A 1,759-nucleotide genomic window follows, 5' to 3' on the forward strand; every position below is an offset into this window, starting at 1 on the left:
TCGGCCAGAACGTGCGCCTGGTGTCCTATGCCATGCACTGGATCAAGGCCGAGATTCACGAGTACATCCTGAAGAACTGGCGCCTGGTCAAGGTGGCTACCACCAAGGCCCAGCGCAAGCTGTTCTTCAACCTGCGCAGCCACAAGGAAGGCCTGGACGCGATGACCCCGGCCCAGGTCGAGGCCCTGGCCAAGACCCTGGACGTCAAGCGCGAAGAAGTGATCGAGATGGAAACCCGTCTGTCCGGTCGCGACATCGCCCTGGAATCGCCCACCGATGACGATGATGACAAGTTCGCGCCGATCGCTTATCTGTCCTCTGACAACTCGGAGCCGACCCGCGTGATCGAGGCCAAGCAGTACGACCGCCTGCAATCCGAAGGCCTGGAAGCCGCCCTGTCCAAGCTGGACGACCGCTCGCGCCGTATCGTCGAAGCCCGCTGGCTGGCCAATGACGATGGCTCGGGTGCGACCCTGCATGAGCTGGCCGACGAATTCGGCGTCTCGGCCGAACGTATCCGCCAGATCGAGGCAGTGGCGCTGAAGAAGATGAAGACGGCGTTGCAGGCTTATTCCTGATCGATTCTTCAGGCCGCTTCAGCAGCACCCACAAGAAAGGCGCCCGCGGGCGCCTTTCTTTTCATCCAAACGATTTATATCGTTTATCTCTTTTCCTACGCCATCAAGACAGCAACAGCTTGATGTCATGCGCCAGCGTCTGCGGCCCCTGGCCATGCTTGACGAAGAGGCGAATGTGGCCCTGCGGATCGAACACATAGCTGCCCGCAGTGTGGTCCATGGTATAGCTGCCCGGCTGCTTGCCCGGCACCTTCTGGTAGAACACCTTGAATTCCTTGGCCACTTTCTCAGTCTGCGGCAGATCGCCGCGCAGGCCCAGGAAGCGCTTGTCGAAGGCCGGCACGTATTGCGCCAGCACCTGCTGGGTATCGCGCTCGGGATCGACGGTGACGAACAGAACCTGCACCCGATCGGCATCCGGGCCCAATTCCTTCATGACGTTGGACATCTCCACCATGGTGGTGGGGCACACGTCCGGGCATTGCGTATAGCCGAAGAACATCACCACCACCTTGCCCTTGAAATCGGCCAGGGTGCGCGGCTGGCCGTTATGGTCGGTCAGGGCGAAGTCCTTCGCATAATCCAGGCCGGTGACGTCGGTGTTGTTGAACTTCAGTTCAGGCTTGGACTGGCCGCAGGCCGCCAGCAGGGTTGCGCAAGCGGCCAGCAGCAGCGCCGAGAGAAATCTTTTCATGAGTTCAGAAACTGCGGAACAGGAAATAGTGATCCACCAGCAGCACCGCGAACAGGATCGACAGGTAGATGATGGAATAGGCAAAGGCCTTGCGGGCGATCAGGTCGGTGTAGTGACGATAGATCTGCCACGAATACCAGAAGAAGATCGCGCCCAGCACGATGGCCGTGCCCAGGTAGATCAGGCCGCTCATGCCGATGGCAAAGGGCAACATGCTCACCGCCAAGAGCGCAATGGTGTACATCAGGATGTGCAGCTTGGTCACGTCCATGCCATGCGTGATGGGCAGCATCGGCAGGCCCGACTTGGCGTAGTCGTCGCGGCGGTACATGGCCAGCGCCCAGAAGTGCGGCGGGGTCCAGATGAAGATGATCATCACCAACACCCAGGCCTGCATCGGCACGTCATTGGCCATCGCTGCCCAGCCCAGCGCGGGCGGCATGGCACCGGCCAGGCCTCCGATGACGATGTTCTGCGAGGTGGCCGT

3 protein-coding genes are annotated in these 1,759 nt (G+C 60.7%); 1 reads left to right on the forward strand and 2 read right to left on the reverse strand.

Going from position 1 to position 1,759, the window contains the following annotated elements:
* On the forward strand, window positions 1-578 hold a 578-nt coding region (locus I5W_RS05735; protein ID WP_044528523.1), incomplete at its 5' end, for an RNA polymerase factor sigma-32.
* 103 nt (window positions 579-681) lie between these two features.
* Here I5W_RS05735 and I5W_RS05740 read toward each other — a convergent pair.
* Both I5W_RS05740 and I5W_RS05745 read right to left on the reverse strand, forming a co-directional pair.
* Window positions 682-1,272, reverse strand: coding sequence for an SCO family protein (locus I5W_RS05740; protein WP_044528524.1), 591 nt, complete (start codon window positions 1,270-1,272; stop codon window positions 682-684).
* A gap of 4 nt (window positions 1,273-1,276) precedes the next feature.
* On the reverse strand, window positions 1,277-1,759 hold a 483-nt coding region (locus tag I5W_RS05745; protein WP_044528525.1), incomplete at its 5' end, for a UbiA family prenyltransferase.

It is taken from the genome of Herbaspirillum sp. B65 (assembly GCF_000333555.1).
Classification (GTDB): domain Bacteria; phylum Pseudomonadota; class Gammaproteobacteria; order Burkholderiales; family Burkholderiaceae_D; genus Herbaspirillum; species Herbaspirillum rubrisubalbicans.

What these genes read in the sequence shown, in the direction of transcription:
- I5W_RS05740 (WP_044528524.1), bottom strand. Translation starts at nt 1,272, where the DNA reads ATGAAAAGATTTCTCTCGGCGCTGCTGCTGGCCGCTTGCGCAACCCTG.